The organism is Lysobacter sp. HA18 (assembly GCF_054057595.1).
This window is the reverse complement of record NZ_JBSRZL010000001.1, coordinates 2,903,501-2,925,894: the sequence shown is the minus strand read 5'-3', so window position 1 is coordinate 2,925,894 and position 22,394 is coordinate 2,903,501. Positions and strand designations below refer to the sequence as shown.

Sequence of the window (22,394 nt, the reverse complement as noted above, 5' to 3'; positions counted from 1 at the left end):
TCCATTCCCTCGTTTATTGGTTCGGACGCCATGGCCCACTCCGGCACTCCGGCTAGCAAGGTCTACCCCGATGCGAAGACGGCGCTCGCCAATCTCGTCGCCGACAACCAGACGCTCGCCGTCGGCGGCTTCGGTCTCTGCGGCATTCCCGAGGCCTTGATCGCCGCGCTGCGCGATTCCGGCGTCACGGGCCTGACCGCGATCTCGAACAATGCCGGCGTCGACGGCTTCGGCCTCGGTCAGCTGCTGTCGACGCGTCAGATCCGCAAGATGATTTCGTCGTATGTCGGCGAGAACAAGGAGTTCGAGCGCCAGTTCCTCGCGGGCGAGCTCGAGCTCGAATTCAATCCGCAGGGCACGCTCGCCGAGCGCCTGCGTGCGGGCGGCGCGGGCATCCCGGCGTTCTTCACCCGTACCGGCTACGGCACGGTTGTCGCGGAAGGCAAGGAAACGCGCGAGTTCGACGGCCACATGTACGTCATGGAGACTGCGCTGCGCGCCGACGTCTCGCTGGTGAAAGCGTGGAAGGCCGACAAGGCGGGCAACCTCGTATTCCGCAAGACCGCGCGCAATTTCAATCCGGCGTGTGCGATGGCCGGCAAGGTCTGCGTTGCCGAAGTCGAGCAACTCGTCGAGATCGGCGACATCGATCCGGACCACGTGCATCTTCCCGGCATCTACGTCGATCGAATCGTCGTCAACGCTTCGCCTGAGAAGCGCATCGAACAGCGCACCGTGCGCGCCGCCTGAGGACTACGACATGCCCTGGACCCGCGACGAAATGGCGCAGCGCGCCGCACGCGAACTCACCGACGGCGCTTACGTGAACCTCGGCATCGGCCTGCCGACGCTGGTGGCCAACTACATTCCGGACGGCATGGACGTGTGGCTGCAGAGCGAGAACGGCCTGCTCGGCATCGGCCCGTTTCCGACCGAGGAGGAGATCGACGCCGACCTCATCAACGCCGGCAAGCAGACCGTCACCACGGTGCCCGGCGCGAGCTTCTTTGGCAGCCACGACTCGTTCGCGATGATTCGCGGCGGGCACATCGACCTCGCGATCCTCGGCGCGATGCAGGTCACCGACAAGGGCGACCTCGCGAACTGGATGGTGCCTGGCAAGATGGTCAAGGGCATGGGCGGCGCGATGGACCTAGTCGCCGGCGTCAAGCGCGTGGTCGTGCTGATGGAGCACACCGCCAAGAACGGCGAGCACAAGATCCTGCCCGAATGCACGTTGCCGCTGACGGGCGTGGGCGTGGTCAACCGCATCGTTACCGATCTGGCGGTGATGGACGTCACGCCGGACGGGCTGAAGCTCGTGGAGCTCGCGCCCGGCGTTTCTGTGGACGACTTGGCGGTTCGGACGGGTGTGGCTGTCGCGCCGCTTAGCGGCTGACGCAAACGGCTTGTAGCAGCGTTAGAGCGGACTTAGGGTAGGGGCGTCGGGCGAGCTCGGGGAGAGCCGCCTGCCCCTCCAATAGGGCTCCACCATGCGCAAGCTTCTGCCTCTCGTCGCCCTGGCCGCCGCGCTGGCCGGGTGTGTCGGCTCCGATCATCCGAATTCATCCAGTGCATCGGCGGCGAAAACCCCCGCCGCGGCTGTGCGGACCCCGCGCGGGGCCGCGACGGGGCTCGCTGCAATCCGCGCGCGCGTCGTGCATGGCGATCGCTACGCATCGCTTCCGGATCGCGGCGAGCTGCTCGCGTACACGGCGGGCGCGGCGGACTTCCGCACGCAGGCGTACACGTGGAAGCAGGTGCACCTGAGCGAGGCGCACGCGCTCGACGCGATTGGCGGCACGATGACCGTCGAGTCGCCGGATGGACATCTGATCCGCCTGCGCTATGACCACCACGTCGAACATCCGAACGGAGACTGGACCTGGGTGGGTCGCCCGGCAGGCGCGAAGCCCGGCACGGAAGCGCTGATCACGTTCGGCGAGAAAGCCGTCTTCGGCTCGATCCCGGACGGTGCGGGCCCGCCGCTGCGCATTATGCAAGCGAACGGCGTGTCGTGGATGGTTAAGACGGACGCTGCCGCGCTTGCATCCTTGCCCGCGGCACATCCATCGGGGACAGACGCTATTCCGATTCCGCATGCAGCCTCGCGTCCTGCGGCCGACGCAGCGTCGCCGGCGTCCGCTGCCGCCCCGACCAGTGCCGCGGCAAGTCCGGCAGCTTCGACCGCCGTGGATCTCGTGCTCGGCTACACGACCGGTTTCGCAGCGCGCCTCGGCGGCCAGTCGCAGGCGAATACGCGGCTCAACAACATGGTCGACTTCGCGAATCAGGCGTATCAAAACAGCGGCATCGACGCTCGAGTGCGGCTTGTCAACACGATTCAGGTCGATTACGCCGACAACACCGACAACGATCAGGCACTTTACGACCTGACCGGTTACGACTGCTCGGGAAGCGGCTCGTGCGTACGCCGCACGATTCCGGCATCGTTGCAGCCGCTACGCAATGCGCGCGACAAGTACGGTGCGGACCTGATGTCGCTCGTGCGGAACTTCGATAACACCATGAACGGAAGCTGTGGCGTCGGCTGGATCCTCGGCGGTGGACAGACGCCGATCGATAGCTCCGATGCGGCGTGGGCGATGTCGGTCGTCAGCGACAGCAACGGTCGTGGTTCGGGTTCGTTCCCGAGCGGCGGCTACGTGTGCCGCGACGAAACGCTCGCGCACGAGATGGGCCACAATATGGGCGCCCAGCACGATGTCGCGGCCGCGAAGGGCGACAACGGCGTGCTCGATGCGAATGAGTATGGTCGCTTTGCGTATTCGTTCGGCTACAAGACCGACGCGAGCAACGGCAATTTTTATACGGTGATGGCTTACGGCGATTCAGGGCAGAACGCGTACCGCGTTTTCTCGAATCCGCGGACCGCGACGTGCAGTCTTCCGGGCGAGGCGCCCCATGCGTGCGGTACGAGCGACGCGGACAATGCCCAAACCCTAAATCAGACGATACCGGTAATTGCCACGTTCCGAGGCACGGTTATCCCTGTAGTCATGCCGTCGGTCGGTGACGGAAACGCGGACGGCCGCGCTGACATCTTTTGGCAGTCGCCTGGCTCGCAAGCCTTTCAAAGCTGGCTGATGAACGGTGCAGCTTGGTCGTATAGCGCCGCGAGCAATGTCGGTAGTCAGTTTCGGGTGGCGGCAATCGGTGATTTCGATGGCGACAACCGCGCGGATATCGTTTGGTACGACACATCCAAAACGCAACTTTGGATGTGGAGAGCCAATGCCGACGGCTCGTATGCGGTGGTGTATCTCCGTTCATATCCTGCAGGCTGGGAGCCGGTAAGCGTCGCCGATGCAAACGGCGACGGGCGCGCGGACATCTTCTGGCACAACCCAGGCGCGCAGGCGCTCCAGATCTGGTACATGAATGGCTCGTCGTGGAATTACAGTTCCGTATATGCCATCGCCAGCCAGTATCGAATTGCGAGTACCGGCGACTTCAACGGCGACGGCTACGCAGACGTACTCTGGCGCGATACGTCCAACACGAGGCTCTGGCAGTGGCAGGCGCAAGCCAGTGGCGCGAGCTACTCGGTCATCTACATGCGCGACTATCCGCCGGGATGGAGCATCGTAGGGACCGGGGACCTCAATGCCGATGGTCGAGCGGATGTGCTGTGGCACAGCCCGTCACAGCAGGCCGTCCAACCTTGGTACATGCAAGGCGCGAGCTGGACTTATGGAACGGCCTCTTCCATTCCAAGCCAATACCACGTCGCAACTACCGGTGATTTCGACGGAGACGGCCGAATGGACATCCTTTGGGCCGACAGCACAAGCGTATGGAACTGGCTTTCGACCGCCGGCGGTGGGTTTTCGGTCAACTATCTTCGGTCCTATCCGAGCGGCTGGTATGTCTGGAATTACGGAGCACCAAACTACGGGGGCGGAGTGTACGGCGGCTTGTAGCGCGCCCGTTACGTTAGCGGCGGGACAAGTAGTTGGTAGAGGCTCCCACGCGTGGTTGCAATGACCGACGGTAGAGTTCACGTCGAGGCGCGCGCTGTTCCAGGTGCATAACGGTACGGTCCAGTGGGCCGTGCCCCGCCGGTGAGCTCTATCTCATAGCCCCTCTCTTGAGCGACATGTGCGACGAGCCGCTCAAGCGCATGCGCAAAAGTGCCATCGATTTGGCCTTGTTCTGACTCAAAGTCGGACATATGCAAGTCAGCTGCAAAGATCGAGTCCAAAGCAGCCAATCGAATCCAATACATGCTTCCTGCGGCAAATAGGCCCTGATCGCTAGGGGCGCGTAAGCCAAGGTGCGCGCAGACGCTCGCCGCCGCTTCTTGATTTCCGCCCCAGTGATCACCGTTGGGAATTGCATGGGCCCTTGCAATGATCATTCCCAGCGTGGAAGTCGAAGAGATTTTTGCATGCAATCGGCGCCCATTACCGTGCGATAGCAGTGTTTCGACGAGCTCCTTTCGCCACGCTTCACCGTCGCTGCGATGTGAAGATTTTTTCGTGTGAAGTTTAAGGACCGCGTCCTCCCCCTCGCTTCGTAGGCGCTGTGCAACTCGCAAGAACGGCAGCATGTCGCGCCCGCGATTGGGGCCCTCGACTATTTCCGCGTCTGTGAAGTGTTCCGCTGTGATGGCCCGTATTTCTTCTGCGCTATCGCTGCAACACGTGATGACTACGCGGGAGTTCGGCAATTCGTGCTGGATTTCGGTTATGAGGTCGGAAAAGACGTCCAGATGCCACGCATGGACAACAACGCATGGTCGATGGTGTTCGCGGCTTTTTGGGAGAGCGCTTCGAGTCGCGCTGAGGTAGGCATATCCGCGCGCAGCATCGGGTTCCAGATAGGCTGCTTCAGCCCACTCGTTCCAGGCATTGATGAAAACTGCCTTGGTTGGTTCGCGCGCGATGGCGCCGCGCAGCCAGTCGCGATATTCGCCCGGGCTACTATTAATGAATGCACGTCCTGCTCCGGGCCGTCGCGCTTCATTGTCCCAGCCGCAGGTCACACCCCGATAGAAGACGTAGTCAGCAGGCGGGCGGTTGATGAAATACTGGGTCAGCGCTCGCCAATCACGAGCTACACCGGCGAACTCAGGATTAAGCAGACGTAACCCAGAAGTCGCGTCCTTCTCAGTACCTAAATTCGGCGGAAACTCCACCGCCGCATCAAACCCGATGTCCCGCGGATCCGGTCTTTCGAACGACTGCACGTATGCGAGGTGGATTTCACCAACGCCATTCTCGCGACACCACGCGCGCCATCGCTCCGCTGTCGCTCTCGGGTCGGGTAACAACATCGGCCGATACAGCAGCAGCATCGGCTTGCCGTCGACGCGCAGGTAGCGTGGATCGCGCAGGTAGTCCGCGACGTATTCGATGAACGCAATGTCGTCTTCGGGCGAGTGCTTTTGTGCGATGAGGACATCGTCTTCGCGGCCGTCCCAACGACGGGTCCAGTTTTCGTTGGCCCAGCAGAGGCAATACTGGAAGTCGATCGACTTGTCGTTGAGCCAGTTCCGGACGGGCTCTTCCAGCAGCGTCTTGCCGCCGAACCAGTAGAAGTAGAAGCAGAACGCGGATAGGCCATACGTCTTCGCGAGCTTGGCCTGGTCGCGCATGACCTGGGGATTGCGCAGGTCGTAGAAGCCGAGGTCGCCGGGCAGGCGTGGTTGCAGGTGGCCTTCGAACTGCGGCAGCGCGCGCGTGACATTGCGCCATTCGGTGAAGCCCTTTCCCCACCATTCGTCGTTCTCGGGAATGGTGTGGAACTGCGGCAGATAGAACGCGACGAGCGTTGCTGGCAGCGGATCGGGCAGCGGTTCTTCGCTGTATTCGACGTAGCCAATGCAACGTTCGTCGGCGCGAACGCGCGGGCGTCGTTCGTAGGTGGACGACACCTGTCCTTGCGCCGGCAGCGGGCGGACTGTCGGGAACTCGCGAAGGAATCGCGAGCGGAGCATGTCACGCGTCGATTCTTTCATCGGCACCGCGCGGAACGCAGCGCGAAGTGCCTTGAACAGCGCGCTACGTGCGCGGCGGGAGACCGGTGGCGTCGTCATGATGTGCACAGGCCCGTCAGTGCGACGAACGCTGTCGACTTACCCATACCATCCCACTTGATCGACCGATTCGTCATCACGTCAAAGCATCTGGTAATTCGGACCCGATCCACCTTCTGGAGTCACCCAGTTGATGATTTCGTACGGGTCCTTGATGTCGCAGGTTTTGCAGTGCACGCAGTTCGCCGCGTTGATCTGCAGTCGACGGCCTGCGCCTTCGCTCGATGCGTCCTCGACGATCTCGTAGACGCCTGCCGGGCAGAATCGTGTGCAGGGGTTGCCGTATTCGACGGTGCAGCGGGTGACGCAGATCGAGGTGTCGAGCACCTTGAGGTGCACGGGCTGGTCTTCATCGTGCTCGGTGGCGGCGAAGTAGACGCCGGCGAGGCGGTCGCGCGGTGCGAGCGTGCGGTCGCCCCATTCGCGATCGGGTGATTCGTACTCGGCCAGTTTTTCCATCTGGCACCAGTCGGGCTTGTTGCGCAGCGTCCACGGCGACTTGCCGCGCGTCACGGTTTCCCACGCGGCATTGAGCATGCCGAACCACAGGCCGCGCTTGAATGCGGGCTTGATGTTGCGCACTTCGTGCAGCTCGGACATCGCGTCGGACGCACGCAGCTTCGCGTTCCAACCCTTGGGCGACAGTTGCGTCGCAACGAGATGTTCGGCAGCGAGCATGCCGGAGCGGATCGCCTGGTGCGTGCCCTTGATCTTCGGCACGTTGAGCAGGCCGGCGGTGTCACCGATCAGGATGGCGCCGGGCATTTCGCAGGTCGGCAATGACTGCCAGCCGCCGGTGACGATCGCGCGCGCGCCGGCGGACACGATCGTGCCGCCTTCGAGCAGCGGCTTCACCGAAGGATGGTTCTTCCACTGCTGGAAGGCTTCCCACGGCTTGTAGTTCGGGTCCTTGTAATCAAGGCCGCTGACGTAGCCGAGCGCGATGCGGCCCTTGTCGAGGTGATACAGGAAGCTGCCGCCGTACGTCGCGTTGTCGGCCGGCCAACCGAGCGTGTGCACGATCTTGCCCGGCGTGACGCGCTCTTCCGGCACCTGCCACAACTCCTTGATGCCGATCGAATACGTCTGCGGGTCGTGGTCTTCGTCGAGCTTGAACTGACGCACGAGTCGCTTGGTGAGATGGCCGCGCGCACCTTCGGCGAGCACGGTGACCTTCGCGCGGATGTCGATGCCCGGCGTGTAGCCCGACTTGTGCGAGCCGTCCTTCGCGACGCCCATGTCGCCGATGCGCACGCCCGTCACGGCGCCGCTTTCGTCATGCAGCGTCTCGGCGGCCGCGAAGCCCGGATAGATCTCGACGCCCAGCGCCTCGGCCTGCGGCGCCAGCCACGCGCACATCGCGCTCAGGCTGACGATGACGTTGCCGTGGTTGTTCATGCCCGGCGGCACCGGCAGCTTCCGTGCGCCGGTCTTGGACAGAAGCCAGAACTCGTCGTCGGTCGCCGGCACGCAGACCGGCGGCGGGTTGTCGCGCCAGTTCGGCAGCAGCGCATCAAGCGGGCCGGTCTCGATCACCGCGCCCGAGAGGATGTGTGCGCCGATCGTCGACGCCTTCTCGATCACGCAGACCGAGATCTCCGGATTCAGCTGCTTCAGGCGGATCGCGAACGCCAGGCCCGACGGCCCCGCGCCGACGGTGACGACGTCGTACTCCATCACGTCGCGTTCGATCTCGGGGGTCTCGTTCATGGGGCTCTCCGCGTGCAGACCGGTCATTGTCGCGGTTCGCGCCGTGCGAGCCAATCGGACGCCGCGAGGCGCGTGCTAGCGTCGCCGGATGCTGCGACCGCTTGTGCTCCCGGACGCCGACGTCCGCCTCAATCCGGACTGGCTCGCGCCGGCGGAGGCGGCGGCACTGTTCGACGCGCTGCAGGACGGGGTCGCCTGGGAGAACCACCCGGTCCGCCTGTTCGGCCGCGAGCTTCCCGCGCCGCGCCTGAGCTCCTGGGTCGGCGACGCGGACGCCGTCTACCGCTATTCCGGCCTGCTGCGCGCGCCGCACCCGTGGACGCCGCCGCTGACTGAGCTGCGCGACCGCCTGCGGTCCGAGCTGGGCGTCGACTTCAACAGCGTGTTGGCCAACCTGTACCGCGACGGCCGCGACGCGATGGGCTGGCATTCGGACGATGAACCGGAACTCGGCCCGGGGCCGGTGATCGCGGCGGTCAGCCTCGGGGCGACGCGAAGGTTCGTCTTGAAGGCGCGTCGCGGTGATACGCGCCTTGCACTCGAGCTACCGCCCGGCAGCCTGCTGGTCATGCAGGGCGCGACGCAGGCCAACTATCGCCACGCGCTGCCGCGAACCGCACGCCCGGTAGGGCCACGCATCAATCTGACGTTTCGCGAGGTGCGGGCGGTGCGTTAATCGAGTGGAGATGTCGATTCGGATTCGCGGACGTGCTGCATCCGTTCCGCCGCATCGACGCCCTCGGAACCGACGTCGGTCGCAGCGGACGAGCGATCAGCGCGTCAAACGCCTTCCGAAAACACACCCAGCGACCGCTCGCTCACCGTCAGCCGTTCGCATTCCCGATCCAGCTTTTCGTACTGCTCACCGAACGCGGCGCGAAACGCATCGAACGCCTGCTCGTCACACCAGCGATCGACGGTGACGTAGCGATCCGGCGACGTGCGGTCGTTCAGAAGCAGCGTCTCGACATGGCCGTCGGCTTTCCGGAAAAGCTGCACCCACGTGCCGTGCGGACCGTAATGACGTTCGAATTCGTTGTGCTGCCCGGGCGCGACGTGGAACTCCCAGATGTACGCGTAGCTCATCGTCGGCTCCGCCATCGAACGTCGCGCGAATCGCCTTTAGTGACGCCCGCTCATCGACATCAGCGTCCAGCCCGCGACGTCGCGATCAAGCTTCACCATCGCGCGATCGAACGCGTCGACCACCTGCGGCACCGCGGTGCTCGACGCGGGCTCGACAGCGATGAACGTGCGCGATGCGAGCACGTCGGCAGCATCCGGGCGCAGTAGCTTCGCGCTGACTTCGATCGTCGCCTGTGGCAGCGCGCCGCCGGCGTAATCGGCCTCGAAGCGGCGCACGTCCAGCAGCAAACGGTAGTCGCCGTTAATGCCGGCACCGGAACGCGCGGCGGCGCGCAGCTTTCCGGACTCCTCGAACGTGCGCAGCAGCGAATTGGTGAGCATCTCGGATGGACGCTGCGCCCATACGCCTTCCTTGTAGACCTGCAGTTCCTGCGGCGTCGGGCGTACCGCGATGCGCAGGCTGTCGTAGGGACGCGCGATCTGCACCGGTGCGATCGTCAGCTGCGCATCCACGTGTGGCCACGAAGCATCGGGTGCGACCGTCGCCATCGGAGCGAACTGCTGCGGCGGTTCTTTCTTGCCGCCGAGGATCGAACACGCGGGCAGCGCGAGCACCGCGGCGAGCGCGATCACGCGGGCAAAGGACGTCTGGGTCGACATGCGCGCACTCATTTGGGTTCGAATTCCTTCGGACGATCGCGACCGAGCAGGTAACTGGTCGGGCCGTTGTCGAGGCGGTCGGTGACCTGACGCAGGTCGCGCACCAGTGCACGCAGTTCAGTCAACGTCGGGCCGACCTGGCCGAGGCCATCGTTCGCGAAGCTGTGGATGGCTGCGCGATTCTCGTTGACGATGCCGTTCGCGCCATTCGCTGCCGACTGCAACTTGTCGAGCGTGCCGTCGAGCTTGTTGACGAGGCCCGGCAACTTGTTCGCGAGGTCGCGATCGACATCGTTGACGACGCCATGCGCCTGCACCAGCGTCGCATTGAGTTCGGCGCTCGATGCCTTCGCGTTGACGATGATCGCGCGCAGGTCCTCGCGTTCGGCCGCAAGCGAACCGGTCAGCTGGTCGATGTTGTTGAGCGTGTTCGACACATGCGCGACGTTCTTCTCGCTTAGCACCTGGTCCAGTCGCGCGACGAGCCGGTTCGCGGTGTCGGCGATGTTCTGCAGCGCGGACGATTCGGTGACGATCACCGGGATGTCGCGATGGTCGACCGTGACCAGCAACGGCGCGCGCGGACTGCCACCGGTGAGCTGGATGAAGGGCGGGCCGGTGATGCCGCTCTGCGACATCTTGGCGCGCGTGTCGGTCTTGATCGGCGTGTCGGACTGGATCTTCAGCGTCGCAAGCACGCGTCGCGGATCTTCCGGCGCAAGCCGCAGGCTTTCCACGGTGCCGACCGAGATGCCGTTGTATTGCACGGAGCTGCCTTCGGACAGGCCGGTGACCGGCTCGTTGAAGACCACTGAATATTCCTGCCAGTCCTTCTCGGACGAGTACTTCGCGGCCCACAACGCGAACAGCAGCAGCACCGCCGTCACGATGATGGTGAAGGCGCCGATGAGGACGTAATTGGCCTTGGTTTCCATGGGCGCGGTCCTGTGATGCGGTCAGTCGTTACGGGTGCGGTCGCGGCCGGCTTGGGCGGCGCGTGCGCGGGGGCCGTGGAAGTACTCGCGTACCCAGGGGTGGTCGAGCTGTTCGATCTCCTCGATCGGCGCGGTCGCGATCACCTTGTGGTCGGCGAGCACGGCCACCCGGTCGCAGATAGCGTAAAGCGTGTCCAGATCGTGTGTGATGAGGAACACCGTGAGCCCAAGAGCCTGCTGCAGCGTGCGGATCAGGTGATCGAACGCCGCGGCGCCGATCGGGTCGAGGCCGGCGGTGGGCTCGTCGAGGAAGAGCAGTGGCGGATCCAGCGCGAGCGCGCGCGATAGGCCGGCGCGCTTGCGCATGCCGCCCGATAGCTGCGACGGAATCTTGTCGACCGCGTCGGCGGGCAGGCCGGCGAGCTTCACCTTGAGCAGCGCGATCTCGCGACGCAGCGAATCGGGCAGGTCGCGGTGGTACTCCTTCAGCGGCACCTCCACGTTCTCACCGACGGTGAGCGACGAGAACAGCGCGCCGTCCTGGAACAGCACGCCGGTATTGCGTTCGATATGGCGCCGCGCCTTGAGGTCGCTGGTGCGTGCATCGACGCCGAGCACCTCGATCTCGCCTTCGTCCGGCGTGCGCAGGCCGAGGATCGATCGCATCAGCACCGACTTGCCGGTACCCGAGCCGCCGACCACGCCGATAATCTCGCCCGGCATGACGTCGAGGTCCAGCCCGTCGTGCACCACCTGGTCGCCGAAGCGATTGACCATGCCCCGCACGCGGACGATGGGGGAGGGCGCGTCGCGCGCGTCGTCGGTCGCGTCGTTCGTCGCCATCAGATGTCCATCACCATGAACCACAGCGCGGCGACGGCATCGAGGATGATCACCAGCGAGATCGCCTGCACCACGGCAGACGTCGTGCGTTCGCCGACCGACTGCGCGGTGCCTTCGACCTGAAGCCCCTCGAGACAGCCGACCAGCGCGATGATCATCGCGAACAGCGGCGCCTTCGCCAGGCCCACCCACATGTGGCGCACTTCGATGGTGTCCTGCATTCGCGCGAGGTACTGCTGCGGCGGAATGTCGAGCGCGTAGGCGCCGACAGTGAGGCCGCCAAGCAGGCCGGCGATCATCGCGACGAACGTGAGAAGCGGAAGCATCGTCAACAACGCGAGCACGCGCGGGATGACGAGCAGGTCGATCGGGTCCATGCCCAGCGTGCGAATGGCATCGACTTCCTCGCGGCTCTTCATCGCGCCGATCTGCGCGGTGAACGCGCTCGCGGTGCGGCCGGCGAGGATGATCGACGTGAGCAGCACGGCGAACTCGCGTAGGAACGAAACGTTGACGAGTTCGACGACGTAGATCTCCGCGCCGAAGTCGCGCAGCACGTTCGCACCGAGGAACGCGACCACCGCGCCGACGAGGAACGACAGCAACGCGACCAGCGGCGTCGCATCGAGGCCGACCTGCTCCATGTGGTGCACGAGCGCAATCGGGCGGAAGCGCGAGGGCTCCTTGATCGTGCGCACCATCTTGACCAGCACTTCGCCGAGGAAGGCGACCAGCGCCATCGCTTCCTTCGCGTTGTCCTGCATCGCGAAGCCCAGGCGCCCGAGCGCGGCGACGAGGCCGTACTCCTTCTTGCGCTTGGGACGTTCGTCGGCGACGTCCTCGATGGCCGCGACCAGCGCGCGGTGCTCGTCGCGGAACGCGAACGAATCGAACTCGACGCCACAGCGGCGCGACCAGCGCAACAGTTGCAGCACGCCCAGCGAATCGAGACGTTCGATGCCGCGTGCGTCGACCTGCTGCACCGGGCAGGGCGCGTCGGCGAGCGTGTCGCCGATCTGCACCGCATGTTCCAGCGTCCAATGCCCGCCGAGGCGCACGCCGCCGTCATCGGCGCCGGCGTCCAGGGTAGGCGGGCTTGTAGTGGGTTCGGTCATGCTCGCGGCGGAGCATACCGGCTCGGCCGTGCGGGGAAGGCATGCGATCCTTCACCCATGACCGCGCCCCTCAGCGAAGCCGCCTACGTCGCGCGAATCGACTTCATGGTCGAGCTCGCGTCGCGCCTGCACCGCTACGGCACCACCGCCGAGCGCCTCGAGGGCGCGCTGATCGCCGTGGCGTCGCGCCTGGGGCTCGACTGTGAACCGTGGTCGAACCCGACGGGCCTGATCCTCACCTTCGGCGATCCGGGCCGCGCGACCGGCCTGCGCGACATCACGCGCGTGCTGCGCCTGGAGCCCGGTGATGTGGACCTGCATCGCCTCGCCGAAACGGACCGGATCGCGGAAGAAGTGCTGGCCGGCACGCTGGACGTCGGCGACGCGCGCGTGCAGATGCGTGCACTCGACATGCCGCCGACGCGCACGATGCGCTATGCCGAAGTGGTCGCGTTCGGCCTCGCTGCCGCGGCGGTGGCGGGGCTGCTGCGATTGCCATGGCTCGACATCGGCGTCGCCGGACTCACCGGCCTGCTGATCGGCGTGCTCGACCTGCTCGCGGAGACGCATCCGCGCGTGCGTGCCGGCTTCGAGGCGCTGTCGGGCATGCTCGCGGGCACGATCGCGGTGCTGGTCGGCAGCTTCATCGCGCCACTGAACCAAAACACGGTGATCATCGTCTCGCTGATCGTGTTGTTGCCGGGGCTCGCGCTCACCAACGCGGTGAACGAACTCACCGGCCAGCAACTCGTGTCGGGCACTGCGCGTTTTGCGGGCGCGCTGACGACAGTGCTCAAGCTCGCGATCGGCGTGCTCGTCGCGGTCTATGCGCTGGAAGTGTTCGGGCTTGACCCGGTCGCGCATGCATCGCGGCCGCAGGCGGCGTGGACGGAATGGCTCGCGCTGGCGGTCGCGTCGTTCGCATTCGCGGTGCTGTTCCGCGCGAGTTACCGCGACTACCTGCGCGTGATGGGCGCCGCCGCGGCGGGTTACCTGATCTCGCGTTTCGTCGGCTCGACCGTCGGCAGCCCGGCCGGCGTGTTCATCGCCGCGCTGTCGATCACCGCCATGGGCAATGCCTACGCGCGCTGGTGGCATCGTCCCGGCGCGATCATCCGCGTGCCGGGCATCATCACGCTGGTTCCCGGTAGCACGAGCATGCGCGGGCTCCTGAGCCTGATGCAGAGCCAGGATGTCGGTGCCGGGCAGAGCGCGGTGCTTGCGGTGATGAATGCGCTTGCCGCGCTCGTCGCCGGCCTGCTGTTCGGCAACTTGCTGCTGCCGCCGCGACGCAATCTCTGACTCAGGCGTGGTGCGCCCGCCAGAGGCCGTAGCCCCACATCGCGACGAATGCGATCACGACGATCCAGATCCCGGCGATGACGACCGCCATGCCGCGACTCGCCGGCCGCGCCGCCACCTCCGCGGCGTGCGCATGCGAATCAGCTTTCACCTCGGCCGGCAGCCAGCGCATGACTAGCGCAATTCCGAGCGGGACGATCAGCAGGTCGTCGAGGTAGCCGAGCACCGGGATGAAGTCGGGAATCAGATCGATCGGGCTCAGCGAGTAGGCCGCGACGCCCAGAGCGAACAGGCGCACCGCCCACGGTGTGCGCGGATCACGCGCCGCGAAGTACACGACCAGCGTGTCCTGCTTGAGTGCGCGGGCCCAGCGGCGAATGCGCGAAATCATCGACATGGCCGGCAGGTTCCGGGCGCGGTGGTGAGCATTCGATGAGCCGCAAACGACGACGCCGGCACGTGGCCGGCGTCGCAAAACCGTGGTGCTGCGATCAGCGGATCAGGAAATCGTCGAGCACGCGGCCCTTGCTGGTATGCGCCTGCAGCCAGCGCGGCTGCTTGCCGCGACCGCTCCAGGTCTCGTTCGCGTTGTCCGGGTTGCGGTACTTCGGCGCGACCTTGGTGCCGGCCATCTTCGACGGCTTGCGCGTGCCCTTGGCGCGCGGCGCGGCGGCTGAGGACGTGGTGCCCGGGCCGCTGCGCGTGCCGAACAGTTCGCTGATGGAATAACCCTCCGCACGGGCAATCTGTTCGAGGCGGGTGCGCACCGTCGCGATCGGCTTGCGCTTGCTCAGCACACTGCGGCGCTTCTTGGCCTGGTTGATCAGGGCCTCGAGTTCCTTTGCCGACATGCTGTTCAGATCGACTGCCATGCTGCTGCCTCCAGTTACCGAAAAAGAAAATGGGCCGCCCGATCGCGGACGGCCCATCGTAACCATCGATATTAATCGCGTAAATGCACGCAGATAATCAGGCGCCGGTGACGCGCGCGATCGCGGCGTCGCGATCGAGCTGTTCGGCCTCGCTGGCGCGGCGGTGGCGGTATTCGTACGTGCCCGCCTGCAGGCCTCGCTCGGACACCACGATGCGGTGCGGAATGCCGATCAGTTCGATGTCGGCGAACATCTGGCCCGGGCGCAGGCCGCGATCGTCCAGCGCGACGTCGACGCCGGCCTTCTGCAGGTCGCGATACAGCTCGAGCGCGGCGTCGTTCACCGCATCGCTGTTCTTCGGATTGATGACGCAGACCACCGCCTGCCACGGCGCGATCGCGTCCGGCCAGATGATGCCGGCGGCGTCGTGGTTCTGCTCAATGGCCGCGGCGACGATGCGCGACACGCCGATGCCGTAGCAGCCCATCGCGGGCGTCGCGGCCTTGCCGGTTTCGTCGAGCACCGTGCACTTCATCGCCTCGGCGTACTTGCGGCCGAGCTGGAACACGTGGCCGACCTCGATGCCGCGCGCGATGCCGAGCGTGCCGGCGCCATCCGGCGACGCATCGCCTTCGACCACGTTGCGGATGTCGGCAATGAGCGCGGGTTCCGGCAGGTCGCGACCCCAGTTCACGCCGGCGATGTGGAAGCCGTCCTCGTTCGCACCGACGACGAAGTCCGCCATCGCCGCGACGTCGCGATCGGCGACGACGAAGATGTCCTTCGCCGGCGACACGGGGCCGAGGAAGCCGGGCGACGCGTTGAGGTGCGCGCGGATCTCGTCTTCCGTCGCGAGGCGGTATTCGGTCATGCCCGGCAGCTTGGCGAGCTTGATCTCGTTGACCGCGTGGTCGCCGCGCACCAGCGCGAGCACGAAGCGCGGATTGTTTTCGGGGTCGACACCCATCGCCGCGATCGACTTCACCGTGCGCGTGAGCGGAATGCCCATCAGCGCGGCGACGTCCTCGCAGGTCTTCTGCGTCGGCGTGTCGATCTTGCGCATGCCTTCGGTCGCGGCGGGGCGCGGAGCCGGCGCGGCGGCTTCGGCGCGCTCGACGTTCGCCGCGTATTCCGAGCCGGTCGAGAAAGCCAGCGCGTCCTCGCCCGAGTCGGCAAGCACGTGGAACTCGTGGCTCATCGCGCCGCCGATCGCGCCGGTGTCGGCGACCACGGCGCGGAACTTCAGCCCCAGACGCGTGAAAATGCGCCCGTAGGTGTCGTACATGTTGCGGTATTCGCGCTCGAGGTCCGCGTCGGTCAGATGGAAGGAGTAGGCGTCCTTCATCAGGAACTCGCGCGCACGCATCACGCCGAAGCGCGGGCGGATCTCGTCGCGGAACTTGGTCTGGATCTGGAAGAAGTTGACCGGCAGCTGCTTGTAGCTCGACAGCTCCTGGCGCGCGAAGTCGGTGATGACTTCCTCGTGCGTCGGGCCGTAGCAGTACCAGGCGTCCTTGCGGTCCTTGATCTTGAGCAGCTGGCCGCCGAATTTTTCCCAGCGCCCCGTCTCTTCCCACAGCTCGCGCGGCTGCACCGACGGCATCAGCATTTCGATCGCGCCGGCGTTCGTCATTTCGTCGCGGACGATGCGCTCGACCTTGCGCAGCACCCGCAGGCCCAGCGGGCTCCACGTGTACAGGCCGACGGCCAGCTTGCGGATCATGCCCGCGCGCAGCATCAGCTGCTGGCTGACGATGTCCGCGTCGGCGGGCGTTTCCTTGGTGGTGTGGAGATGGAACTGCGACAGGCGCATCGGCGGGATTTCACGCGCGGAAAGAGCGGCATTCTGCCACGCGGTGCGCGGCAGCCGGCCCGATGTGTCGATGGCATCGCGCGTCGCGCAGGGCGACGCGCGCGGATCAGCCTTGCTTGGCGGTCGCCACGCTGGTCGACGGCGCGTTGCAGTACAGCTCGACCTGGCCTTCGGCCACCTTCAGGCGCGCGGCGCGCTCGGCGGCGGTGAGTTCGCGGTCGGCCTTGCCGTCCTTGTCCTCGTCGACGCCGACCTTGCCGTTGCCCTGCAGCAGCGTGAGGTTGCTGCGCGAGTTGCTGCAGTCGGAATTGGCGACCGCCTTGGGCGCGGCCGGGGCGACCGGATGCTCGCCGAAGGTGCGGGCGGCCATCTTCTGCCCGGCCGGCGGAGCGTCGGCGTAGTGGGTCACGCCCTTGGCGTCCTTCCACGTATAGACCTGGCCGGCCACGGCGGGCAGGGCGGCGACGAAGAGGAGCGGGAGGGCGAGGCGGGCGAGGGTCGAGAGCCGGCGCATGTCGGCGTTCCAGTAGGTAAAGGGGGATCCCGGTCCGATTGCAGCACCGCCGGGGCGACGGGGCAAGCGATACACTGAACAAATGGAATCCATGCCACCGCCCGCGCCGGCCCGACCGCGCGCCCGCGGCATCTATCTGCTGCCGAACCTGTTCACGACCGGCGGCATGTTCGCCGGCTATTTCGCCGTCATCTCGGCGGCCCAGGGCCGCTTCGCGGACGCCTGCATCGCGATTTTCGTGGCGGCGATCCTCGACGGGCTGGACGGCCGGGTCGCCCGGCTGACCAACACCCAGAGCGAATTCGGCGTCCAGTACGACTCGCTGGCGGACCTGGTCAGCTTCGGCGTCGCGCCCTCGCTGGTCATGTACCACTGGGCGTTGTCCTCCCTGCGGCTGGACGGCGCGACCCCCGGCAAGCTCGGCTGGATCGGTGCCTTCCTTTACGCCGCCTGCGCCGCGCTGCGGCTGGCGCGCTTCAACGCGCAGGTGGGGCAGGTCGACAAGCGCTGGTTCATCGGGCTGGCCAGCCCCGCCGCCGCCGGACTGGTCGCGAGCTTCGTCTGGAGCTGCACGGAATTGCAGCTCGACCCGCGCGACCTGCGCTATGCGGCCCTCGGCGTCACCGTCTTCGCCGCGCTGCTGATGGTCAGCCGCATGCGCTACTTCAGCTTCAAGGGCGGCGGTCCGCGCAACGATCGCGTGCCGTTCCTCGCGATCGTGGTCGTGGTGGCGGTGCTGGTGGCCGTGGCGATCGATCCGCCGATCGTGCTGTTCGCGGTGTTCGCGTTGTATGCGCTGTCGGGCCCCGCCTACTGGCTGTGGCGACGCACGCGTCGCACCGTCGAGGTCGCGGCGTGAGCCTGCCCTGGAGCGCGCAGCAGATCGAATGGCTGCAGGCGATGGGCCTCGAGGTGTTGCAGCCTCCGATGGATGCGCCTGCGTCTATTCGGTCCGCGACGTCGTCGACTGATGTGCCGGCGGGGCTGATGCGCGCGGCACGCGGGGTCGATGTCGCATCGCTCGTCGCCGCGCAGGGGATGCCCCGCGATGTCGTAACGCGTCGCGCGTTCTGGCGGGCGCTGCGTCCGCTTCGCAAGGCGGCGCGTAGCGCATGAGTGCGCAGCCGTCCGCGAGCAGTCGTCCGGCGTCGCTGCGGCCGATGCGCGAGCAGGACGTGGATGCGGTGTTCGACGTCGAGCGTCGCGCCTATGAATTCCCGTGGACGGCCGGAATCTTCCGCGACTGCCTGCGTGCTGACTACCTCGCCTGGGTGCTCGACGTTGGCGGCTCGATCGCGGGCTACTTCCTGCTGAGCCTCGCGGCTGGGGAAGCGCATGTGCTCAACATCTGCGTAGCGCCGGAATTCCAGGGCCAGGGCCATGGCCGACGCCTGCTGCGTTCGCTCGTGCAGCTGGGCCGTTCGCGCGGCGCGCAGCGCATCTTCCTCGAGGTGCGACCGTCGAACCGCGGCGCGATCAAGTTGTACGACGAGGAAGGGTTCAACGAGATCGGGCGCCGCCCGCGCTACTACCCGGCGCGCGACGGTCGCGAAGACGCGATCGTAATGGCGATGGAGTTGTTGCCGCCGGAGTAGGATCAGCGCTCGGTCACCGCAACGGATCTGCCATGCGCCGCATCTGCCTGTACCTCCTTTCTGCCCTGATCATGCCCGGCCTCGCCTCCGCGGCGGTTCCCGTGCTGTCCGGCTATCCCAGCTGCGCCTACGATCGCGTCGGCAACGTACGCGCGTCCGACGGGCGTCGGCCGGACGGCAGTCCCGACGACGACAGGTTGCGCCTCGTGAACTACGCCAGCGTTTTCGGTCGCCTTTCAGATCAGGCGGAGAAGCTCGGCGCGAACGCCGTGGTGGCCAACACCCATGAGGCGGCGTTCTATACCAGCGGTGGCAAACGCTCTGCTCGTCCGGTGTATGTGTCGATCAGTGGTGGCGCGATCCGGCTGAAAGATCCGGAGAAATGCCACGCGGCCGTCATGAGCGCCGCCGCGATGCAGGAACGCGCGTTCCACGGCGACGTCCAGCAGATCTCGCTCGACCGCTCGCAACCGCCCACCAACTGACGGGCGCTGCGGGCGTCTAGCTCAGCCCAGCTTCGCTCGCTGCGCAGTAAGCGCGTCGCGCTGAGACGCCCAGTCGACCAGTCGCTTGCGTTCCTGCTCGACCACAGCGGCCGGCGCGTTGTTGACGAACGTGTCGCTCGCGAGCTTGCCCTGCGACTTCGCGAGTTCGCCCTCGGCGCGCTTGATTTCCTTGTCCAGACGCGCGCGTTCGGCGCCGAGATCGACCAGGCCTTCGAGCGGCACGAGCAGCTTGAGTTCGCCGACGACGCCTGCCGCCGATGCCGGTGCGGCGTTCGCATCGTCGATAACGTCGATCGTTTCCAGCTTGCACAGGAAGCGCAGCTGCGAGTCGAAACCGCGTGCGCGCTCGCGGTCGGTAGCGTCGCCACCGGCAAGCAATAGGGTGACCTGCTTCGACGGTGCGACGTTGAGTTCGCTGCGGATGCGGCGGACGGTCGAGATCACCGCCTTCAGCCATTCGACCGCGACTTCGGCCTGCGCATCGGCGTCCGGAAGTTCGGCAGCGCGTGGATACGGTCGAAGCATGATCGTCGTTTCCGCGATGCCGAGCTTCGGCGCGACGGCCTGCCACAGCTCTTCCGTCACGAACGGAATCAGCGGATGCAGCAACGAAAGCAGGCGCTCGAGCACGAACAGCAGCGTATGCCGCGTGCTGTTCGCGGCCTCGGCGTCGTCGCCGTTGAGCGCCGGCTTCGCGAGTTCGACGAACCAGTCGCAGAACTGGTTCCATGCGAATTCGTATAGCGACTGCGCGAGCAGGTCGAAGCGGTAGTCGGCGAAATGCTGTTCGGCTTCGGCGGATGCGCGCGCGAGCTGCGCGAGGATCCAGCGCTCGGCGTCGGTGGTCGGCTGCGGCACACCCGAGGCGCTGAAGCCTTCGGTGTTCATCAGCACAAAGCGCGTCGCATTCCACAGCTTGTTGCAGAAGTTCTTGTAGCCCTCGGCGCGGCCGAGATCGAACTTGATGTCGCGGCCGTGCGTGGCGAGCGCGGAGATCGTGAAGCGCAGCGCGTCGGCGCCGAACGCGGGAATGCCGTTCGGGAATTCCTTGCGCGTCGCCTTTTCGATCTTCGGCGCGTCCTTCGGGTTCATCAGGCCCGTCGTGCGCTTGGCGACAAGATCATCGAGCGAGATGCCATCGACGAGGTCGATCGGATCGAGCACGTTGCCCTTGGATTTCGACATCTTCTGGCCCTGCGCATCGCGCACCAGGCCGGTGATGTAGACGTCCTTGAACGGCACTTCGCCGGTGAAGTGGTCGGTCATCATGATCATTCGGGCGACCCAGAAGAAGATGATGTCGAAGCCGGTGACGAGCACGCTCGACGGCACGAAGCGGTCGAAGCCACGCTCGGCCATGAGTTGTTCGTTCGGCCAGCCCTGCGTGCTGAACGGCCACATCGCCGAGGAGAACCACGTCTCCAGCACGTCGGTGTCCTGCGTGAGCGGCATCGTCGCGTCGATGTCGTGCTTCGCGCGAACTTCCGCTTCGTCGCGGCCGACATAGACACGGCCCTGCGCGTCGTACCACGCGGGAATGCGGTGGCCCCACCAGAGCTGGCGCGAGATGCACCAGTCCTGGATGTTTTCCATCCAGTGGCGGTAGGTGTTGATCCAGTTCGGCGGGACGAACTTCACCGCACCGCTTTCAGCGAGTTCCAGGCCGCGCGCGCCGAGCGTGTCCATCTTCACGAACCACTGGTCCGTGAGGTAGGGCTCGATCACCTGCCCGGTGCGATCGCCGCGCGGCACCTGCAACTTGTGCGGCTTGGTCTCGACGAGCAGGCCTTGCGCTTCCAGATCCGCGAGCACGACCTTGCGCGCGTCGAAGCGATCGAGCCCTCGATAGTTCTGCGGCACGCCGGTTTCGTCGGCGAGCACGCCGTCGACGATCTTCGCGTCGGGCGAAAAGATGTTGATCAGCGGCAGCGAATGACGCTGGCCGACCGCGTAGTCGTTGAAGTCGTGCGCAGGCGTGACCTTGACCACGCCGGTGCCGAACGCGCGATCGACGTAGTCGTCGGTGATGACCGGAATGCGACGGCCGGTCAGCGGAAGCTCGACGAACTTGCCGTGCAGCGCGGCGTAGCGTTCGTCGTCCGGATGCACCATCGCGGCCGTGTCGCCGAGCATGGTTTCCGGGCGCGTGGTGGCGACGACGACGTAGTCGCGCATCTCGCGCAGCACTTCGACGCCGTCCGCGTCGCGCTCGACGTATTCGTAGGTGACGCCGTCGGCGAGCGGATAGGCGATCGACCACAGCGAGCCGTCTTCTTCCTCGTTGACGACTTCGAGGTCGGAGATCGCGGTCTTCAGCACTGGGTCCCAATTGACGAGGCGCTGGCCGCGATAGATCAGGCCTTCCTCATGCAAGCGCACGAAGGCTTCGCGCACCGCATCGGCGGCCATCGGGTCCATCGTGAAGACGCTGCGCGTCCAGTCGCCCGACGTACCGAGTCGGCGCATCTGCCGCTCGATGGTGTCGCCGGACTTCTGCTTCCACTCCCAGACTTTCGCGATGAACCCTTCGCGGCCGAGCGTGTCGCGCGATTCACCCTTGCCTTCCAGCGCGAGGTTGCGCGAGACGACCATCTCGGTCGCGATGCCGGCGTGGTCGGTACCCATCTGCCACAGCACGTCGAAGCCGCGCATGCGGTGGTAGCGGATCAGCGCGTCCTGCAGCGTGTGCTGGAACGCGTGGCCCATGTGCAGCGTGCCGGTGACGTTCGGCGGCGGCAGCAGGATCGAGTACGGCTCGCCCGTTCCGCGCGGCTTGAACACGCCGCTGGCCTCCCACTGCTGGTAGAGGCGCGTCTCGAACTGGGTGGGGTCGTAACCGGGGGCGAGGGACATGGCGGCGAACAGTCGGCGCTCCGCGGTGCGGAGCTATGAAAAATGCGGGTGCGGCGAAGTACGCCGCGCGGACTGCGCAGGATACCGGACCGGCTCTTGCGGTCGTCGCGTCAGCCGGACAGATCGCCCTGGTGGTACGGCGGGCCGCAGCGCCGGATGACCTGCAGGTTGGTACCGGCCGGGGTGATGCCCAACGCGCCGCCACCGAACTCGATGGGCGCTCCGACCCGATAGCGCCTTTCGCTGCCCTCGCGATGCAGGAAGTACCCGTGCTCGTCGTAGTCCAGGCGCGTGTTCTTCGACCACAGCACGGTGCGGATTTTCTGGTCGCTCTTCACCCGCACGCAGCCGTGATTGACGACCAGAACGCCGTACTCGCCGGCGGTCAGCGCGATGGCCTGCAGGCCGCGCGGCGGTGGCGCTTCCAACGGTAGAAGCGGTTGGGCGGGCGGCCCGTGCGTCGTGCACCCGGCCACCAGTGTCGCCACTAGAGCGATGGCGAGACGTGACTCCATGTCGTGTCTCCAAC

At 66.0% G+C, this 22,394-nt stretch carries 22 protein-coding genes; 9 read left to right on the top strand and 13 right to left on the bottom strand.

Going from position 1 to position 22,394, the window contains the following annotated elements; genetic code table 11:
* Window positions 1-30 precede the first annotated feature (30 nt).
* The 3 genes from ACVWWW_RS14260 to ACVWWW_RS14250 all read left to right on the top strand — a co-directional run bounded on the left by ACVWWW_RS14260 (window position 31) and on the right by ACVWWW_RS14250 (window position 3,944).
* Window positions 31-750 carry a CoA transferase subunit A gene (locus tag ACVWWW_RS14260; protein WP_027081815.1) on the top strand — a complete coding sequence of 240 codons (720 nt, stop codon included), beginning with the start codon at window positions 31-33 and terminating at the stop codon, window positions 748-750.
* 10 nt (window positions 751-760) lie between these two features.
* On the top strand, window positions 761-1,399 hold the full coding sequence (locus ACVWWW_RS14255; protein WP_027081816.1) for a CoA transferase subunit B: 639 nt from the start codon (window positions 761-763) through the stop codon (window positions 1,397-1,399).
* 94 nt (window positions 1,400-1,493) lie between these two features.
* Window positions 1,494-3,944 carry an FG-GAP-like repeat-containing protein gene (locus tag ACVWWW_RS14250; RefSeq protein ID WP_155914095.1) on the top strand — a complete coding sequence of 817 codons (2,451 nt, stop codon included), beginning with the start codon at window positions 1,494-1,496 and terminating at the stop codon, window positions 3,942-3,944.
* A gap of 77 nt (window positions 3,945-4,021) precedes the next feature.
* Here ACVWWW_RS14250 and ACVWWW_RS14245 read toward each other — a convergent pair whose 3' ends face one another.
* Together ACVWWW_RS14245 and ACVWWW_RS14240 are read right to left on the bottom strand one after the other, a co-directional pair.
* On the bottom strand, window positions 4,022-6,061 hold the full coding sequence (locus tag ACVWWW_RS14245; protein WP_027081818.1) for a glycoside hydrolase family 99-like domain-containing protein: 2,040 nt from the start codon (window positions 6,059-6,061) through the stop codon (window positions 4,022-4,024).
* Between the two features lie 81 nt (window positions 6,062-6,142).
* Window positions 6,143-7,771, bottom strand: coding sequence for an electron transfer flavoprotein-ubiquinone oxidoreductase (locus ACVWWW_RS14240; RefSeq protein WP_027081819.1), 1,629 nt, complete (start codon window positions 7,769-7,771; stop codon window positions 6,143-6,145).
* Window positions 7,772-7,859: 88 nt separating this feature from the next.
* On the opposite strand from ACVWWW_RS14240, the gene ACVWWW_RS14235 reads away from it, so the two are divergent.
* Entirely contained in the window at window positions 7,860-8,447 is a 588-nt protein-coding gene (locus ACVWWW_RS14235; RefSeq protein ID WP_036140991.1) for an alpha-ketoglutarate-dependent dioxygenase AlkB family protein, read from the top strand.
* A 104-nt stretch (window positions 8,448-8,551) separates the two neighbouring features.
* Here ACVWWW_RS14235 and ACVWWW_RS14230 read toward each other — a convergent pair whose 3' ends face one another.
* The 5 genes from ACVWWW_RS14230 to ACVWWW_RS14210 are packed head-to-tail and all read right to left on the bottom strand — an operon-like array spanning window position 8,552 to window position 12,410.
* A complete protein-coding gene (locus ACVWWW_RS14230) occupies window positions 8,552-8,857 on the bottom strand; it encodes an antibiotic biosynthesis monooxygenase family protein (RefSeq protein ID WP_196804305.1) in 306 nt (101 codons plus the stop codon).
* Window positions 8,858-8,893: 36 nt separating this feature from the next.
* The gene (locus tag ACVWWW_RS14225) at window positions 8,894-9,517 is read right to left on the bottom strand and encodes an ABC-type transport auxiliary lipoprotein family protein (protein ID WP_036141253.1); all 624 of its coding nucleotides are present in this window, start codon (window positions 9,515-9,517) and stop codon (window positions 8,894-8,896) included.
* Between the two features lie 8 nt (window positions 9,518-9,525).
* Window positions 9,526-10,452: an MlaD family protein gene (locus ACVWWW_RS14220; protein ID WP_027081823.1), complete on the bottom strand. Its 927-nt coding sequence runs from the start codon at window positions 10,450-10,452 to the stop codon at window positions 9,526-9,528.
* A gap of 21 nt (window positions 10,453-10,473) precedes the next feature.
* Complete coding sequence (locus ACVWWW_RS14215; protein WP_027081824.1) at window positions 10,474-11,295, bottom strand: ABC transporter ATP-binding protein; 822 nt, start codon at window positions 11,293-11,295, stop codon at window positions 10,474-10,476.
* On the bottom strand, window positions 11,295-12,410 hold the full coding sequence (locus ACVWWW_RS14210) for an ABC transporter permease (protein WP_027081825.1): 1,116 nt from the start codon (window positions 12,408-12,410) through the stop codon (window positions 11,295-11,297). The genes ACVWWW_RS14215 and ACVWWW_RS14210 overlap by 1 nt, the downstream gene beginning before the upstream one ends.
* A gap of 57 nt (window positions 12,411-12,467) precedes the next feature.
* Between ACVWWW_RS14210 and ACVWWW_RS14205 the strand changes: the two genes are divergently transcribed.
* Window positions 12,468-13,712, top strand: a complete 1,245-nt coding sequence (locus tag ACVWWW_RS14205; RefSeq protein ID WP_027081826.1) for a threonine/serine exporter family protein — start codon at window positions 12,468-12,470, stop codon at window positions 13,710-13,712.
* A 1-nt stretch (window position 13,713) separates the two neighbouring features.
* On the opposite strand, the gene ACVWWW_RS14200 is transcribed toward ACVWWW_RS14205, so the two are convergent.
* The 4 genes from ACVWWW_RS14200 to ACVWWW_RS14185 form a co-directional block, all read right to left on the bottom strand.
* On the bottom strand, window positions 13,714-14,109 hold the full coding sequence (locus tag ACVWWW_RS14200) for a YkvA family protein (RefSeq protein WP_036140993.1): 396 nt from the start codon (window positions 14,107-14,109) through the stop codon (window positions 13,714-13,716).
* Window positions 14,110-14,203: 94 nt separating this feature from the next.
* Window positions 14,204-14,584, bottom strand: a complete 381-nt coding sequence (locus ACVWWW_RS14195; RefSeq protein ID WP_036140995.1) for an H-NS histone family protein — start codon at window positions 14,582-14,584, stop codon at window positions 14,204-14,206.
* A 97-nt stretch (window positions 14,585-14,681) separates the two neighbouring features.
* Window positions 14,682-16,397, bottom strand: a complete 1,716-nt coding sequence (locus tag ACVWWW_RS14190) for a proline--tRNA ligase (RefSeq protein ID WP_027081828.1) — start codon at window positions 16,395-16,397, stop codon at window positions 14,682-14,684.
* 106 nt (window positions 16,398-16,503) lie between these two features.
* Window positions 16,504-16,911, bottom strand: coding sequence for a DUF4124 domain-containing protein (locus ACVWWW_RS14185; RefSeq protein ID WP_051234677.1), 408 nt, complete (start codon window positions 16,909-16,911; stop codon window positions 16,504-16,506).
* A gap of 82 nt (window positions 16,912-16,993) precedes the next feature.
* Between ACVWWW_RS14185 and pssA the strand changes: the two genes are divergently transcribed.
* From pssA to ACVWWW_RS14165, 4 genes are read left to right on the top strand one after another with little or no spacing between them, the layout of a single operon-like run.
* Window positions 16,994-17,770 carry a CDP-diacylglycerol--serine O-phosphatidyltransferase gene (pssA, locus tag ACVWWW_RS14180; RefSeq protein ID WP_027081829.1) on the top strand — a complete coding sequence of 259 codons (777 nt, stop codon included), beginning with the start codon at window positions 16,994-16,996 and terminating at the stop codon, window positions 17,768-17,770.
* Complete coding sequence (locus ACVWWW_RS14175) at window positions 17,767-18,027, top strand: hypothetical protein (protein WP_155914099.1); 261 nt, start codon at window positions 17,767-17,769, stop codon at window positions 18,025-18,027. Before pssA ends, ACVWWW_RS14175 begins: the two co-directional genes overlap by 4 nt.
* The gene (rimI, locus tag ACVWWW_RS14170; RefSeq protein WP_027081831.1) at window positions 18,024-18,506 is read left to right on the top strand and encodes a ribosomal protein S18-alanine N-acetyltransferase; all 483 of its coding nucleotides are present in this window, start codon (window positions 18,024-18,026) and stop codon (window positions 18,504-18,506) included. Before ACVWWW_RS14175 ends, rimI begins: the two co-directional genes overlap by 4 nt.
* A gap of 32 nt (window positions 18,507-18,538) precedes the next feature.
* The gene (locus ACVWWW_RS14165) at window positions 18,539-18,991 is read left to right on the top strand and encodes a hypothetical protein (protein ID WP_027081832.1); all 453 of its coding nucleotides are present in this window, start codon (window positions 18,539-18,541) and stop codon (window positions 18,989-18,991) included.
* A gap of 21 nt (window positions 18,992-19,012) precedes the next feature.
* On the opposite strand, the gene ACVWWW_RS14160 is transcribed toward ACVWWW_RS14165, so the two are convergent.
* Both ACVWWW_RS14160 and ACVWWW_RS14155 read right to left on the bottom strand, forming a co-directional pair.
* Entirely contained in the window at window positions 19,013-21,865 is a 2,853-nt protein-coding gene (locus tag ACVWWW_RS14160) for a valine--tRNA ligase (RefSeq protein WP_027081833.1), read from the bottom strand.
* Window positions 21,866-21,975: 110 nt separating this feature from the next.
* Window positions 21,976-22,380, bottom strand: a complete 405-nt coding sequence (locus ACVWWW_RS14155; protein ID WP_155914101.1) for a hypothetical protein — start codon at window positions 22,378-22,380, stop codon at window positions 21,976-21,978.
* Window positions 22,381-22,394: the final 14 nt, after the last annotated feature.

Coding starts and splice junctions, on each gene's coding strand:
- pssA (WP_027081829.1), top strand. CDS start 16,994: ATGGAATCCATGCCACCGCCCGCGCCGGCCCGACCGCGCGCCCGCGGC.
- ACVWWW_RS14155 (WP_155914101.1), bottom strand. CDS start 22,380: ATGGAGTCACGTCTCGCCATCGCTCTAGTGGCGACACTGGTGGCCGGG.
- ACVWWW_RS14260 (WP_027081815.1), top strand. CDS start 31: ATGGCCCACTCCGGCACTCCGGCTAGCAAGGTCTACCCCGATGCGAAG.
- ACVWWW_RS14190 (WP_027081828.1), bottom strand. CDS start 16,397: ATGCGCCTGTCGCAGTTCCATCTCCACACCACCAAGGAAACGCCCGCC.
- ACVWWW_RS14235 (WP_036140991.1), top strand. CDS start 7,860: ATGCTGCGACCGCTTGTGCTCCCGGACGCCGACGTCCGCCTCAATCCG.
- ACVWWW_RS14210 (WP_027081825.1), bottom strand. CDS start 12,410: ATGACCGAACCCACTACAAGCCCGCCTACCCTGGACGCCGGCGCCGAT.
- ACVWWW_RS14225 (WP_036141253.1), bottom strand. CDS start 9,517: ATGTCGACCCAGACGTCCTTTGCCCGCGTGATCGCGCTCGCCGCGGTG.
- ACVWWW_RS14165 (WP_027081832.1), top strand. CDS start 18,539: ATGCGCCGCATCTGCCTGTACCTCCTTTCTGCCCTGATCATGCCCGGC.
- ACVWWW_RS14245 (WP_027081818.1), bottom strand. CDS start 6,061: ATGACGACGCCACCGGTCTCCCGCCGCGCACGTAGCGCGCTGTTCAAG.
- ACVWWW_RS14230 (WP_196804305.1), bottom strand. CDS start 8,857: ATGAGCTACGCGTACATCTGGGAGTTCCACGTCGCGCCCGGGCAGCAC.
- ACVWWW_RS14200 (WP_036140993.1), bottom strand. CDS start 14,109: ATGTCGATGATTTCGCGCATTCGCCGCTGGGCCCGCGCACTCAAGCAG.
- ACVWWW_RS14255 (WP_027081816.1), top strand. CDS start 761: ATGCCCTGGACCCGCGACGAAATGGCGCAGCGCGCCGCACGCGAACTC.
- ACVWWW_RS14160 (WP_027081833.1), bottom strand. CDS start 21,865: ATGTCCCTCGCCCCCGGTTACGACCCCACCCAGTTCGAGACGCGCCTC.
- ACVWWW_RS14250 (WP_155914095.1), top strand. CDS start 1,494: ATGCGCAAGCTTCTGCCTCTCGTCGCCCTGGCCGCCGCGCTGGCCGGG.
- ACVWWW_RS14215 (WP_027081824.1), bottom strand. CDS start 11,295: ATGGCGACGAACGACGCGACCGACGACGCGCGCGACGCGCCCTCCCCC.
- ACVWWW_RS14185 (WP_051234677.1), bottom strand. CDS start 16,911: ATGCGCCGGCTCTCGACCCTCGCCCGCCTCGCCCTCCCGCTCCTCTTC.
- ACVWWW_RS14220 (WP_027081823.1), bottom strand. CDS start 10,452: ATGGAAACCAAGGCCAATTACGTCCTCATCGGCGCCTTCACCATCATC.
- ACVWWW_RS14205 (WP_027081826.1), top strand. CDS start 12,468: ATGACCGCGCCCCTCAGCGAAGCCGCCTACGTCGCGCGAATCGACTTC.
- rimI (WP_027081831.1), top strand. CDS start 18,024: ATGAGTGCGCAGCCGTCCGCGAGCAGTCGTCCGGCGTCGCTGCGGCCG.
- ACVWWW_RS14195 (WP_036140995.1), bottom strand. CDS start 14,584: ATGGCAGTCGATCTGAACAGCATGTCGGCAAAGGAACTCGAGGCCCTG.
- ACVWWW_RS14240 (WP_027081819.1), bottom strand. CDS start 7,771: ATGAACGAGACCCCCGAGATCGAACGCGACGTGATGGAGTACGACGTC.